Origin of the sequence: Vibrio sp. TRT 17S01, assembly GCF_050113695.1 — a bacterium.
Lineage (GTDB): Bacteria > Pseudomonadota > Gammaproteobacteria > Enterobacterales > Vibrionaceae > Vibrio.
Map to the genome: position 1 here is coordinate 1 of NZ_JBNJOG010000029.1, position 12,416 is coordinate 12,416.

At 40.6% G+C, this 12,416-nt stretch carries 15 protein-coding genes; 14 read left to right on the top strand and 1 reads right to left on the bottom strand.

The genetic code is table 11. From position 1 onward, the window contains the following. Positions 1-213 precede the first annotated feature (213 nt). The 7 genes from ACQEXS_RS21690 to ACQEXS_RS21720 all read left to right on the top strand — a co-directional run bounded on the left by ACQEXS_RS21690 (position 214) and on the right by ACQEXS_RS21720 (position 4,236). The gene (locus ACQEXS_RS21690; protein ID WP_427015165.1) at positions 214-534 is read left to right on the top strand and encodes a hypothetical protein; all 321 of its coding nucleotides are present in this window, start codon (positions 214-216) and stop codon (positions 532-534) included. A gap of 145 nt (positions 535-679) precedes the next feature. Then, positions 680-1,237, top strand: coding sequence for a nucleotidyltransferase domain-containing protein (locus tag ACQEXS_RS21695; RefSeq protein WP_427015166.1), 558 nt, complete (start codon positions 680-682; stop codon positions 1,235-1,237). Between the two features lie 146 nt (positions 1,238-1,383). Continuing rightward, positions 1,384-1,791, top strand: a complete 408-nt coding sequence (locus tag ACQEXS_RS21700; RefSeq protein ID WP_427015167.1) for a VOC family protein — start codon at positions 1,384-1,386, stop codon at positions 1,789-1,791. Positions 1,792-1,937: 146 nt separating this feature from the next. After that, complete coding sequence (locus ACQEXS_RS21705; RefSeq protein WP_427015168.1) at positions 1,938-2,237, top strand: hypothetical protein; 300 nt, start codon at positions 1,938-1,940, stop codon at positions 2,235-2,237. 120 nt (positions 2,238-2,357) lie between these two features. Next, a complete protein-coding gene (locus tag ACQEXS_RS21710) occupies positions 2,358-3,131 on the top strand; it encodes a tRNA(His) guanylyltransferase Thg1 family protein (RefSeq protein ID WP_427015169.1) in 774 nt (257 codons plus the stop codon). A gap of 134 nt (positions 3,132-3,265) precedes the next feature. Then, positions 3,266-3,586, top strand: a complete 321-nt coding sequence (locus ACQEXS_RS21715) for a hypothetical protein (RefSeq protein WP_427015170.1) — start codon at positions 3,266-3,268, stop codon at positions 3,584-3,586. 137 nt (positions 3,587-3,723) lie between these two features. Continuing rightward, positions 3,724-4,236 carry a GNAT family N-acetyltransferase gene (locus ACQEXS_RS21720; RefSeq protein WP_427015171.1) on the top strand — a complete coding sequence of 171 codons (513 nt, stop codon included), beginning with the start codon at positions 3,724-3,726 and terminating at the stop codon, positions 4,234-4,236. A 239-nt stretch (positions 4,237-4,475) separates the two neighbouring features. Here ACQEXS_RS21720 and ACQEXS_RS21725 read toward each other — a convergent pair whose 3' ends face one another. Further along, positions 4,476-4,637, bottom strand: coding sequence for a hypothetical protein (locus ACQEXS_RS21725; RefSeq protein ID WP_427015172.1), 162 nt, complete (start codon positions 4,635-4,637; stop codon positions 4,476-4,478). A 1,463-nt stretch (positions 4,638-6,100) separates the two neighbouring features. Between ACQEXS_RS21725 and ACQEXS_RS21730 the strand changes: the two genes are divergently transcribed. The 7 genes from ACQEXS_RS21730 to ACQEXS_RS21760 all read left to right on the top strand — a co-directional run bounded on the left by ACQEXS_RS21730 (position 6,101) and on the right by ACQEXS_RS21760 (position 11,997). After that, on the top strand, positions 6,101-6,523 hold the full coding sequence (locus ACQEXS_RS21730) for a GNAT family N-acetyltransferase (protein WP_427015173.1): 423 nt from the start codon (positions 6,101-6,103) through the stop codon (positions 6,521-6,523). A 147-nt stretch (positions 6,524-6,670) separates the two neighbouring features. Beyond that, positions 6,671-7,207 (top strand): GNAT family N-acetyltransferase, encoded by a 537-nt coding sequence (locus ACQEXS_RS21735; RefSeq protein ID WP_427015174.1) that lies wholly within the window; start codon positions 6,671-6,673, stop codon positions 7,205-7,207. Positions 7,208-7,349: 142 nt separating this feature from the next. Beyond that, complete coding sequence (locus ACQEXS_RS21740) at positions 7,350-7,820, top strand: dual specificity protein phosphatase family protein (RefSeq protein ID WP_427015175.1); 471 nt, start codon at positions 7,350-7,352, stop codon at positions 7,818-7,820. Between the two features lie 178 nt (positions 7,821-7,998). Continuing rightward, positions 7,999-8,205 (top strand): 4-oxalocrotonate tautomerase DmpI, encoded by a 207-nt coding sequence (dmpI, locus tag ACQEXS_RS21745; RefSeq protein ID WP_108695164.1) that lies wholly within the window; start codon positions 7,999-8,001, stop codon positions 8,203-8,205. Positions 8,206-8,343: 138 nt separating this feature from the next. Further along, entirely contained in the window at positions 8,344-8,742 is a 399-nt protein-coding gene (fos, locus tag ACQEXS_RS21750) for a FosG/FosC2-related fosfomycin resistance glutathione transferase (protein WP_193254608.1), read from the top strand. A gap of 1,244 nt (positions 8,743-9,986) precedes the next feature. Then, on the top strand, positions 9,987-10,379 hold the full coding sequence (locus ACQEXS_RS21755) for a hypothetical protein (RefSeq protein ID WP_332206991.1): 393 nt from the start codon (positions 9,987-9,989) through the stop codon (positions 10,377-10,379). 1,081 nt (positions 10,380-11,460) lie between these two features. Further along, positions 11,461-11,997 carry an AAA family ATPase gene (locus ACQEXS_RS21760; RefSeq protein WP_427015176.1) on the top strand — a complete coding sequence of 179 codons (537 nt, stop codon included), beginning with the start codon at positions 11,461-11,463 and terminating at the stop codon, positions 11,995-11,997. Positions 11,998-12,416: the final 419 nt, after the last annotated feature.

Below are 12,416 nucleotides of genomic sequence, written 5' to 3' on the forward strand. Positions count from 1 at the left end.
AAACAAAAGACGAACAAGACAAATATGACCAGTATGTAGGCGTAAAAGAATGGATGCCTCTGCCTTGAGTCCACAACATAACAAATTGTTAAAGAGTGATTCGGCACGCGTGGCATTTTTACTATGCGTTAAGTTTAGTGGTTAAGGTGGTATGCAGAGGCTTCGGCATTGCGTGCCTCACACCTTAACAAGGCGTTAGTTGCAGCAAAAATTATGAATGATACACAAAGAACAAGAAAGTTAAGATTGATGGCAGTAATATACCTTTCAGGGCTATTGTTACCGTTCGTATCTATGGCGTTGTCAACTAAAGAAAATGGTCAAGCAGCATTATTAATTGTTTGGCCACTAGTCTCTAGTTGGTATTTCATTGTCTATAGAAGTACGGCAAAAAAGTATGATTGCAAGATGACAAAACATATAGCTTTCAGTCGAGGCGGTGGTGGAACATTTCATGGTATTTTGTACTATTTTTCATCTTTTATACTAGTGGTAGTATTGTTGGTTATTGTGCGAAGCTTGTTTGGTGAATAAGCAACTAACAAAGCATTTAAGAGTGACTCACAACGCTTGGCGATTTCAGTTTGAACTTTGTTTCAGTGTTTAAGGCGCAGTGGTTTAGGTTAGGTGTTTAGCGTTGTTCGCACCTTAATGCTGCGTTATACAAACGGAGGCGATTTTGAGTTCAGATAAGCTAGATTTAGAGAATCTCCCTCTCCAAAGTGAGTTGGTTCGATCAGCGTGCTCGGCGTTCATTTCTGAGAGTGATGTAGTAGCGGCTGTGTTGTTAGGCTCATTGGCTGCTGGTAAAGGTGACCGTGTATCGGATGCCGATATTCTCGTTTTCACAAAGAATGTTTTCCATAAATCTACAAGCGAGTACTTCTCAGCTTTTGAGTGTGATAAGGAAATATTCTATCAACTCGATGGTTTCCACAATGATAATGCTTATTTTAAAAAGTACATTTTTAATGATCTTACTAGTGCCGAAATTCACTGTTTAGATTTAAGTGAATCGTTCAGTATTTCAAAACCGTTTAAAGTGTTGTTTGACAAAAATGGCATTGTCGAGCAAAGGGTAACAGATGAACCCGCTCCAAAGCATGAGGGCTTTCCCGCTTACACGAACGGTGACGATGGTCTTACTTGGGAACTTTTTGATTGTATCAAATGGATGAGCCGTGGAAATCATGAACTGGCTAAGGATTATTTAAAGAAGCTTGTCGATAAACTTTAACTGTTTGTATAACAAGGCATTTAAGAGTGACTCACAACGCTTGGCGCCCTCACTTCAAGTCAGTTTAGTGTTTAAGGTGCAATGGTTTAGGCTGGGTGTTTAGCGCTGTTCGCACCTTAATGCGGCGTTATGTGCTTGGAGATAAAATGAGAAAACTATCAATCATTACATTGGGTGTATCAAATATCGAGTCTTCCGCAAAGTTCTATGAAGCCGTACTTGGATTAGAGCGCACAGATTATCAATCTGACGAAATTGTATTCATGGATATTGATGGTCCGGAATTAGCTCTGTTTCCCAAATCCGAATTAGCAAAAGATGTTGGTATTGAACCAAATGGTTCAGGTTTTGCCGGTATTACACTGGCTAGAAATGTTAGCTCGTCTCGTGAAGTTCTTAGCCTGCTGAAAAAAGCTGAAGATAATGGTGGAAAAGTCGTCAAACAAGGACAGCCTGTGTTTTGGGGTGGTTTTTCAGGTTACTTCTCTGATCCAGATGGGTACTTGTGGGAGATTGCTGTAGATTCAGAGCTCTATAAAGCAGAAATCGAGTAACGCACTTATAACAAGGCGTTTAAGACGGATTCACAACGCTTGGCGATTTCAGTTCAAGCTAGCTTAAGTGTTTAAGGTACGAAGGGTTAGGTTTGGTGGCTGGCGTTGTTCACCACTTAACGCGGCGTTAGGTTTCTGAGGTAAATATGAGAAAAGAACTAGTTGTAAATTGGGCTCACATTCTAAGCGAGAAACTGGGTCGTAGTGCTGATGAATTGTCTTTAAATGGTCTTACCTGCGCAGATTTCCCATTAGATGCAATTGAGATAATTTTTGAGGATGATTCGTATTGTAAATTTAATTATGCTTTTGCAGTAATTAATGAGCCTAGGCAAGAAGTGGCAATTTTTACTGAGCATTGTGGCTATCACGTTTTTTCGAGTTTGGGTGTCAGTGTTTATGAATGCAATGATACATCTAAAAAGGCGCTACTTCGGTGTGATTAGGGGCTTAAACCTAACAAGGCATTCAAGGTGACTCCAAACGCGTGCCGTTTTCGCTTCGCTCAAGCGTAGCACACTAGTTTGTCGCACCTTAATGCGGCGTTATACGAACAAGGAGGTCAATTGAAAGATTTACAACAACCAATATCGTCAATGAAATATTTCAAACGAGTAGAACAAGATTCCGAGTTAGTTTCCCGATATCAATCTGATGAATATTTTGTTATCCGAATGGACGGTATCGGTTTGAGTAAAAAGTATCTGAGTAACGTTACTCGTGACAAAAAATTTGAGGGACTCATGTGGGAATCGTTAGAAGAAACATTTAAGGTCCTTCATCGAAAATGTCCCCATGACTCACAAAACTTCATTTTAGCTGCAAGTATTTGTTCAGATGAAGTTTCGATAGTACTAAGTAAGGTTCCGACATATTACGATAATAGAGTTATCAAGTTATTAACAACGTTTTCGTCAACATTTACTTCTTTTTTCACAGGTAAAGGTATAACAAGAGCTAAGAAAAAGTCACAGCCGATTTGTGGTGCATTTGATGGCAGAGCTCTCATATTGAAGAACCAAAGTGAGGTTGTTGAATACTTAGCAACAAGATACGCTGTAAATGTCAGGAACTCGTATACTAAGTTATTACGATTAGACGGAGTAAGGTCTGAAGAGATATATAGTGAAGAAAACTACAACAACATTAAATATATCCAAGCAAAAATTGATGAACGCGGATTAACTGACAAAGCTAGTGGTATGTATTTAATTCCAAAATTTTTCGTATCTAACAAACGAGCATTGCAAAACTATAGTTTTAGTTCAGTGGATGAGATGAAGAGTTCGATTACTACAAGCATAGTAGAGCATGAGTCTTGGTTGGAGCAGTTCGTATAACAATCTGTTTAAGAGTGATTCGCAACGCTTGGCATTTTCGCTATGCGTTGCGTTTAGTGTTTAAGGTGGTAGCGGAAGCATCGGTATTGCGTTGCTCACACCTTAACAGGGCGTTATAGCTTATAGGTAGGTAAATGGACTTGATTAAAGCTTTTATTATTTTAGGTAGTCTTTGTTCATTCTTAGTGGCCCTGCATGCTGTTGTGAGTATTAGTGTAATTAAGTACAACTTTGCTGAAAAACTGAAAGAGGCTTCAAAAAGCAGTTATTCCACTATGATGTCTAGTGTTGCTGGTTTGACAGAATATGAAGTCAGGAAGGTTTTTCCGGGAGACGAGGTTGCAATACATGATATTAAGCGCTGGAAAGAATTGCGTAGAAAAGCGATTTTGTATTTACTGCTTTCAGCTTCAGGTATTGTAACTATTTCATTGCTACCTCAAGCAACGCTATAACAAAGCATTTAAGAGTGACTCACAACGCTTGGCGATTTCAGTTTAAACTTGTTTTCAGTGTTTAAGGTGCAGTGGTTGGGTTAGGTGTTTTAGCGTGGTTCGCACCTTAATGCGGCGTTATGTGAATGGAATTTATCTTGAAAATATCAGTCGTCAAAAGTGGTGAGATTGAGGTTTATGAAGCTGCACTTAATGCACATCTAAACTCGGTTTTTGGTCAAGATTCTACGGTCAATTTCAATCCCGAATTCCTTTGTGCAATCATCATTGAAGATAAAAATCAGATTATCGCCACTGGTTTTGCTTACTGTCGTTTAATGACACAGGGCTCCACTAACTTTAAAGCAGGAATAATTGGTGGTATTGCGGTTACACCAAATAAGCGTGGTCTGGGCTTAGCCAAAGTCATCGTAAAAGAACTGGATAAATACTTGGTGTCTTGTGGGGTAACTCATTCTTTTCTCTTCGCTTATGAGCCAGATGTATATCGAAGCTCAGGGTATTCAGAGTTAGTTTTGCCTATTCATTACTTCGACTTAAATCAGAAAAATTGGAATCAATTTGTCTACCGTGGAGGTATGGTTAAGTCTTACAATGGCAGTCATGTTTTAAGCGAGCAAGTCATTGAGTTTAATGGTTGTGTGTATTGAGGACGTTGAAAATTCACATAACAAAGCGTTTAAGACGGATTCACAACGCTTGGCGATCTCAGCTTAAATTGAATTTAGTGTTTAAGGTACAATGGCTTAGGTTTGGTGGCTTGCGTTGTTCACCCCTTAATTGGGCGTTATGTTTACTTGTAATTCAAAGGATTGAAGGTCTTAGGCTTCAGTTCTTTGTCCCTCTGGCAATTTGTCCCTAGTAGACTCAGCAAATCCGCATTGTCGGCCTAAGTTCTTGAACCAATCAGCCCGTAAAACATGCCAATGTTCGTGGGTTGCTTCATTGTCAGGTCGTGGCGGTCGGTTTCTTGTTTAACTGGCTTAAAGTCGATTTTAGGTTCTTTGCCAAGTAGCATTTCGGTTTGGCAGTTGCCTCGGCAATTTGCCATTGTTTTGCGCTTTGGTTGGAAAGGTAGGGCGTTTGTTGTTGCTCGGTCGGGTTGCCTCATTAGGCAGGGAAGTGGAATTACACGTTTTAGGCTGGTCGCCTTTGACGGCCAAGTCGGTTCATACCTTGTGGTTTGCTTCAGAAAACTAGTTAGAAATAGCAGTTCTTTCTCAAGTAAATCATGTGGTTGTGGTAAAACATAACAATAAATTCAAGCAGATTCGTAACGCTTGGCACTTTAGGTTTGAATCGGCTTTAGTGTTTACGGAACAGTGCTTTAGGTAGGTGGCAGCGTTACTCACTACTTAATTTGGCGTTATGTTTACTTGAAATTCAAAGGCTTAAAGGTCTTAGGCTCTAGTTCTTTGTCCCTTTGGCAATTCGTCCCTAGTAGACTCAGCAAATCCGCATTGTCGGTCTAAGTTCTTGAATCTCTTAGCCCGTAAAACATGCCAATGTTCGTGGGTTGCTTCATTGTCAGGTCGTGGTGGTCGGTTTCTTGTTTAACTGGCTTTAAGTCGCTTTTAGGCTCTTAGCCAATTAGCATTTCAGCTTGGCAGTTGCCTCGGCAACTCAGCCTTGTTTTGCGCTTTGGTTGGAAAGACTGGGCGCTTGTTGGAGCTTTGTCGGGTTGCCTCATTGGGCAGGGAAGTGGAATTACTGGTTTTGGGTTGGTCGCTTTTGGCGGCCATGTTGGTTCTTGCCTTGTGGTTTGGTTCAGAAAACTGGCTTGAAAAAGCAGTTCTTTCTCAATTAAGTCAGTAACTTGTGGTAAAACATAACAAACAATTCAACAGTGATTCGCAACGCTTGGCGCTTTCACTTCGGGTTGAGTTAAGTGTTTACGGCGCAGTGTTCAAGTTCAGTGCATGCGTTGCTCACACGTTAATTGGGCGTTAGGCAAAGGGCAGAAAAGTTCTTTGTATTAATCTTTTTGCTCCCTCTGGCAGTCCGTTTCTCAAAGTCGGCAATTCTGTATTGTCGGCTCAAAGTCTTGAATCTCTCCAACCGTAAAACATGCCAAGATTCGTGGGTTGCCTCATTGGTTTTTTAGTGTCAGTCGGTGGTGAGCTTCACTGGCTCAAAGTGTGGAAAGGGCAAGTTAATGGAGGCTTTCGTTATTGCTGTCATTTCACAGCTTTGAATTTCTCAGGTTCAAAAGTGACTTTTTCGCTGAAAGGCTGTGTTTCGTGAACGTTGAAAGTGAGGCTGTAACATAGTGGCTTTAGTAATTCTTGAATCACAAAAAGTCAGTGGGTGATTGGTTGCTTATCGTGTTTAAGGTATTCTGTTTTTAAACCAAGTTAGTGAGCGCGCAGGAAAATTTGCCTAACAAACAATTCAAGCTGATTCGCAACGCTCGGCGCTTTCGGTTTCAATTAGTTTGGTGATTATGGTGCAGTGTTTTAGTCAGATGGCAGCGTTGCTCACAACTTAATTGGGCGTTATGCAAATGGAATCAAAATGAGAATATTTGAAGCTGATAACTCGATGAAAGAATCTGTAGGTCAATTCTATAAAGAGCAGGGTTATCATAGTGCTTGGTCTAATACCGAAAGAGCATTTATATGCCTTTACGACGGTAAAATTATTGGCTCCGTGAAAGTAGAACTTATTAATAACGTTACAATACTCAGAGGTATGTACATTGCCAGTGATTTTCAAGGTCAGGGTTTAGGGCTGAAATTTCTTAAGCACATCGAACCTGTGTTAGATTTACGCACAGCCTATTGTATGCCTCTTGCTCACGTAACAAATTTCTACAAGCATATCGGTTTTAAAGAAGTTGAAGAAAGTCAGTATCCCGAGTTTCTACAAAAACGTTGTGAAAAGTATCGTGAAATGGGTTATTTGATAACTACAATGCGCCGTGAAAAATTTGCATAACAAAGCATTTAAGAGTGACTCACAACGCTTGGCGATTTCAGTTTAAACTTGGTCTTAGTGTTTAAGGTGCGATGGTTTGGGTTAGGTGATTAGCGTTGTTCGCACCTTAATGCAGCGTTATATGCCATCGGAGTAATAAGGAAAATCATGCAATTGGAACTAGATGGTTACTATCTGCGTTCATTGAATGTGGAAGATGGAGAAGTATTTTACAATTGGTCTTGTGACCGTGAAGTTACACTCTATAGCCTTTCTTCGTATGCGTATCCTCAATCAAAATCAGATATCGAAAAATGGCTTTTATCCATAAATTCAAGCGCTAAAAATGTGTCTTTCGGTATATGCGATAAAAAGAATGATCAGCTAATTGGTTATGCAGGTATATCTGGGATCAGTTCTCTAAATCGTAGTGGCGAATACTTTATTCTTATTGGAGAAAAAAGTTATTGGGGTAAGGGAGTTGGTACCTCAGTCACGAAAGTCGTAACAGATTACGCGGTAAGGACTCTTGGTTTGCATAGAGTTCAGCTTACAGCAAGCTCTCTTAACTACGGCGCAATTAAGGCTTATGAAAACGCAGGTTATCAACATGAGGGAGTGATGCGCCAATCAGGTTTTCGTAATGGTGAATTTGTCGATAAAGTACTAATGTCAGTCCTGTCTACAGAATGGGCAGGCATATAACAAAGCATTTAAGAGTGACTCACAACGTTTGGCGATCTCGGTTTAAACTTGGCTTTAGTGTTTAAGGTGCAATGGTTTAGGTTAGGTGATTAGCGTTGTTCGCACCTTAATGCGGCGTTATGTGTCTGAAGGATAACAATTTATGCAGCAGCTATTTTTTGTGGAAGAATCGGTGGCTGGTAGGTGTGGCCCTGATAGCCGTATGTGGAACCTTGATGAGTTACATAGTAATAACGTAGCTGCGATTCTCTCTGTCAATGACGGTGAAATGGTGCATGTTTCACTTTTAGAGACCTTGGGTATTGCTTACAGAAACATTCCGCTTTCAAGTAATGCACCAGCTCTTGATGGTGATCTAGAGCTTTGCTTAAAGTCTCTTCCTCAAATAGTTAGTTTCATCGAACAGCATAAGTGTAATGGTTTGGTCATTGTTCATTGTAAATCAGGCAAAGATCGCACAGGTTTAGCCTTAGCCACATATTTAATGTGTACAAGAAACTTACTACCCAATGAGGCTATTGAAGCTGTTAAAAAGTTAAGGAGCATTGCTTTTACAGCTCCTGGTTGGAATGAGTTTTCGTTGAAGGTTCTTTGTGCATTGAGAGGCACATAACAAACAATTCAAGCTGATTCGCAACGCTCGGCGCTTTCGGTTTCAATTTGTTTAGTGATTATGGTGAAGTGCTTGAGTACTGTGGTAGCGTTGCTCACAACTTAATTGGGCGTTATGTTTTTCGGGTTAAGACATGTAATAATCATTTGCAAGTACACTAGTAACAAAGGGAAAAGTTATGCCATTTATTGCTTTTGAATCAGGTCAGTTAACGGATGAAGTAAAAGAAAAACTGATTGAAAAATTAACTGAAGTTTCAGTTGAAATAACGGGAATACCTAAAGAATTGTTCTTAGTCTCTATTCGAGAGCAACCGGATAATAATATTGCGGTTGGTGGTAAAAGCGTGGAACAAATCAAAAAAGAGATAGCAGAACAAACATAACAAAGCATTTAAGAGTGACTCACAACGCTTGGCGATTTCAGTTTAAACTTGGCTTTAGTGTTTAAGGTGCAATGGTTTAGGTTAGGTGTTTGGCGTTGTTCGCACCTTAATGCGGCGTTATGTTTACGGGAGAAAACGGTGATTTTAGGGCTCAACCATATAACCATTGCAGTTAGTGACTTAGAGCGCTCTCTTAAGTTTTATCGGGAGACGTTGGGGTTCACTGCTCACGCTAAGTGGGACAAGGGGGCTTACTTGTCAGTAGGTGAACTCTGGTTTTGCCTTTCTCACGATGAACCTTGCCCCAAAACCGACTATACCCACGTAGCTTTTGATATCGAACCAAAAGAATTTGAAGCGTTTGCGAAGCGTGTAGTTTCATTGGGTGTGGAAGTTTGGAAACAGAATAAGAGTGAAGGACAGTCACTTTATATCTTAGACCCGGATGGCCATAAACTAGAGATACACTCTGGCTCCCTTAAAAGCAGGTTAGAATCCCTAAGAACTAAGCCGTATAGTGGACTCGTTTGGCTTTAAACATAACAATAAATTTAAGAGTGATTCACAACGCTCGGCGCTTTCACTTCAAGCCAGTTTAGCGTTTATGGCACAATGCATTAGGTAAGGTGTCAGCGTTGTTCACACCTTAATTTGGCGTTAGGCGACGGGTAGGAAAGTTCTTTGTTCTCATCTTCTTAGTTCTCTTTGAACACTCGTTTTTCTAAGTCGGCAATTTGGTATTGTCGGCTCAAATTATTGAACCTCTCCAGCCGTAAAACATGCCAAAGTTCGTGGGTTGCCTCATTGGTTTTTAGTGTAGGTTGGAGGTGAGTTTCGCTGGCTCAAGGTGTGGACAGGGCAAGTTAATCGAGGCTTTCGTTTTTGCTGTTATCTCGTAGCTGTTAGTTTCTCAGGTTCAAAAGCTTCTTAGTCGCTGCAAATTCGCATTTCGTGGTCGTTGAAATTTTGGCTGAAACATAATGAGTTTTGTGGTTCTTGAATCGCAAAAAGTTCGTGTGCATTTGGTTGGCTATCGGGTTTCAGGTAATCTGCTTTGAAAATAACTTAGACACTGATGGGAAACATCGCCTAACAAGGCGTTTAAGGCGGACTCACAACGCTTCGCGAATTCAGTTTAAGTTGAATTTAGTGTCTAAGGTACAATGGTTTAGGTTTGGTGGTTGGCGTTGTTCACCACTTAACGCGGCGTTAGGCGACGGGCAGAAAAGTTCTTTGTTCTCATTTTCTTAGTTCTCTTTGAGCATTCGTTTTTCTAGGTCGGCAATTAAGCGTTGTCGGCTCAAATTCTTGAATATCTTTAACCGTAAAACATGCCAAAGTTCGTGGGTTGCCTCATTGGTTTTTAGTGCAGGTTGGCGGTGAGTTTCACTGGCTCAAAGTGTGGAATGGGAAAGTTAATCGAGGCTCTGGCTTTTGCTGTCATTTCGTAGCTGTTGGTTTCCCAGGTTCAAAAGCTAGTTAGTCGCTGTAAATTCGCATTTCGTGGTCGTTGGGGTTTTGGCTGTAACATAGTGATTTTTGTGGTTCTTGAATCGCAAAAAGTGCGTGTGCATTTTGTTGGCTATAGGGTTTCAGGTAATCTGTTTTCAAAACCACTTAAACATTGGTGGGAAACTTCGCCTAACAAGGCGTTTAAGGTGGATTCACAACGCTTTGCGGTTTTAGTTTAAGTCAGCTTAAGTGTTTAGTGTGCAAAGGTTTAAGTTTGGTGGCTGGCGTTGTTCACCACTTAACGCGGCGTTATACAAATTGGAGTAGAAATGGAGTTCAATGATCTTATCCCGGAGTTTCTAGTTTCGAATCTCACAGAGAGTGAAAAGTTTTATACTCAAAAGTTAGGTTTCAACGTCGAGTTCCGAAGAGATGGATTTGTGTTTCTGTCTTTTGGTAGTACCCAGCTTATGCTTACTCAGCTTAGAGAGTCGTCTTGGATAAATGGTCAAATAGAAGCTCCATTTGGTAAAGGCGTAAACTTAACGTACAAGGTATCCATTGCTTGGCTACATAGTTTTGAGATTGAAAGCGATTTCATATTTTTGCCTTTAGAGACAGAAGTGTATAAAACAGGTAGTGTTGAAACCGTCGTTAAGCAGTTGATAGTCAAGGACCCCGATGGCTACCTTGTACGTTTTTTATGTCAACAAAACGGCTGAAAAAATTTGTATAACAAGCAATTTAAGAGGGATTCACAACGCTTGGCACTTTTGTTTCTACTTCAGTTTTAGTGTTTATGGCGCAATGCTTTAGGTCTGGGTGGAGGCGTTGTTCACCCCTTAATTGGGCGTTATGTGTAACTAACATTAGGAAGTGGCAAGATTGTATACTTGCCACACAAGTGAATTATATATCTTTGTTTTTATATAGATTTACGATTAACGCCACAAGTGCACTGGCTATAAAGCTTACTAAGAATTGTTCTACCATATATTAGTCCTTTGTTAGATGTTAGTTCCTAGCGATTCTAGGTTCGTGTTAGATGTTATTGTGAGTAACGGTCAAGAGTCTATTTTTCACTGGAAAACTTTGGCGGCGTTTTCGTGATTCTCTGTATCTTTTTGATTCTGTTAGTATTAGTGTGAGATCTTAAACACATAACAAGGCGTTCAAGAGTGACTCCATACGCTTGCTGGTTTCGCTTCGCTCAAGTGTAGCAAGCGCATGTCGCACCTTAACGCGGCGTTATGCGACCGGAAGGAAAATTATCTCATCTCTCTTTTTTGCTCTCTTTAATCACTCGTTTTTCAGCGTCGGCAAGTTCATATTGTCGGCCCCAATTCTTGAATCACTCAAACCGTAAAACATGCAAGATTCGCGAGTTGCCTCATTGATTTTTTGAGTTGGTGCGTGGAAGTTTCGTTTGGCTTAAAATGTGGAAAGGGCAAGTTAACGGATAGTTCGCACAAGCTGAATAATCGCAGCCTTGAGTTTCTTTAAGCAAAAGCTCAATCTCGCGCTGAAATTCACTATTCGTCACTTGTGGAAAATTCGGCTGAATATAGTGACTTTGCTGCATCTTGAATCACAAAAGTGCTTGGTTTGTTTGTGGTTTGTCGTGCTTAGGGTAGTCTTTTGGGGGCCAAGTTGGCTTATGCGTGCAAATTCGCATAACAAGGCATTTAAGAGTGATTCCCATTTCAGTTCTGGTTGGGTTTTGTGTTTAAGGTGTAATTGTTTAGGTTGGGTGGTGGCGTTGCTCACACCTTAATGCGGCGTTAGCCGTCTATGGAGTTTTATTTGAATAATCGAGTAGTTTTTACAGGTGGCCCAGGTTCAGGGAAGACTTCAGTTATCGAATTTTTGCGCCAGATGGGTTACGCCAGTGCACCTGAAGTTGGGCGAAAAGTTATCCAAGCCCAAGTAGAATTGCATGGTACAGCATTGCCTTGGTTGAACAAGGCCGCATTCCGCGACAAAATGGTCATAGAAGAAATCGACAATTACGAAAACTTTGGTGGTACTGAAATTACGTTTTTCGACCGAAGTATTATCGACTCGTATGGGTACAGTAAGCTTGAGCGCATACCTATATCGGATCTCTTGTTAGCGAAATGTGGTGAACTGACTTATTGCCGTAAAGTTTTCATTTTTCCGCCTTGGGAAGAAATCTACGAAAATGACGCTGAGCGAAAGCAGGACTTTACTGAAGCAATAGCGACATATCATGAGATGGTGAGTGCATATATTAAATTTGGCTATGACTTAATTGAAGTTCCTAAGGTTTCAGTTAAAGAAAGAGCGCAGTTCATCGTTAGCAAAATGAGCGACGGCTAACAAGCAATTTAAGAGGGATTCACAACGCTTGGCGCCCTCACTTCAAGTCAGTTTAGTGTTTATGGCACAATGCTTTAGGTTTGGGTGGAGACGTTGTTCACCCCTTAATTGGGCGTTAGGCGCAGTAAGAAATTTCTTGGTTTAAATCTCTAATTTCTCTTTAGCCATTTGTTCTAGTTTTTCGGCAATTTAGCTTTGTCTTCTCAAGTTCTTGAATCACTCAACTCGTAAAATATGTCAAGGTTTGCGGGTTGCCTCATTAGGTTTTGTCACTGGCTTGTTATCAGTTTCTTTGGCTCAAATCGCTTCAATTTTACCTGTCTTCGAAATGGGTTTATTGGTTGAAATTTCGCTCTGGAAGTTAGCCTTTCCAAATTCCATTTCTATGCGCTGATTTGCCAATTTCTTTGGTGTTTGGG

Bases quoted from the DNA above. Each gene is read 5' to 3' on its own strand.
- ACQEXS_RS21690 (WP_427015165.1), top strand. From the start codon at position 214: ATGAATGATACACAAAGAACAAGAAAGTTAAGATTGATGGCAGTAATA.
- ACQEXS_RS21700 (WP_427015167.1), top strand. From the start codon at position 1,384: ATGAGAAAACTATCAATCATTACATTGGGTGTATCAAATATCGAGTCT.
- ACQEXS_RS21705 (WP_427015168.1), top strand. From the start codon at position 1,938: ATGAGAAAAGAACTAGTTGTAAATTGGGCTCACATTCTAAGCGAGAAA.
- ACQEXS_RS21715 (WP_427015170.1), top strand. From the start codon at position 3,266: ATGGACTTGATTAAAGCTTTTATTATTTTAGGTAGTCTTTGTTCATTC.
- ACQEXS_RS21725 (WP_427015172.1), bottom strand. From the start codon at position 4,637: ATGGCAAATTGCCGAGGCAACTGCCAAACCGAAATGCTACTTGGCAAA.
- ACQEXS_RS21730 (WP_427015173.1), top strand. From the start codon at position 6,101: ATGAGAATATTTGAAGCTGATAACTCGATGAAAGAATCTGTAGGTCAA.
- ACQEXS_RS21735 (WP_427015174.1), top strand. From the start codon at position 6,671: ATGCAATTGGAACTAGATGGTTACTATCTGCGTTCATTGAATGTGGAA.
- ACQEXS_RS21740 (WP_427015175.1), top strand. From the start codon at position 7,350: ATGCAGCAGCTATTTTTTGTGGAAGAATCGGTGGCTGGTAGGTGTGGC.
- dmpI (WP_108695164.1), top strand. From the start codon at position 7,999: ATGCCATTTATTGCTTTTGAATCAGGTCAGTTAACGGATGAAGTAAAA.
- ACQEXS_RS21755 (WP_332206991.1), top strand. From the start codon at position 9,987: ATGGAGTTCAATGATCTTATCCCGGAGTTTCTAGTTTCGAATCTCACA.